This is a genomic window from Paraburkholderia sp. EG286B (assembly GCF_040965655.1).
Taxonomy (GTDB): domain Bacteria; phylum Pseudomonadota; class Gammaproteobacteria; order Burkholderiales; family Burkholderiaceae; genus Paraburkholderia.
In genome coordinates, this window is sequence record NZ_JBFRCF010000252.1 from 1 (window position 1) to 255 (window position 255).

The 255-nt window shown below is 61.6% G+C and carries 1 protein-coding gene; it reads left to right on the top strand.

Translation table 11 applies throughout. The features are described 5' to 3' along the window. Window positions 1–127 precede the first annotated feature (127 nt). Window positions 128–255: NAD-dependent epimerase/dehydratase family protein (locus AB4Y42_RS44635; RefSeq protein ID WP_368697946.1), on the top strand; the 128-nt coding region annotated here is incomplete at its 3' end.

The following is a 255-nucleotide window of genomic DNA, read 5'->3' on the forward strand; positions in this document are numbered from 1 at the left end:
TTTTCGTACTTTTTTAACGACCAGTGAACGGACACGATGCCGTTCACCGGCTGGGGCGTCACGTTGCGCTGAGCCATATCGTTAAGTCACCGCTGCACTGCGTCGCCACGCAGTCTTAGGAGGAATCTTGAAGATTTTCGTTGCAGGCGCCACCGGCGCCGTTGGACAGCCGCTGGTGCGCGTGCTCTGCGCGCAGGGTCATGAGGTAACGGGGATGACTCGCGCCGGCGCGGGTGCCGACAGGCTTCGCGAGCT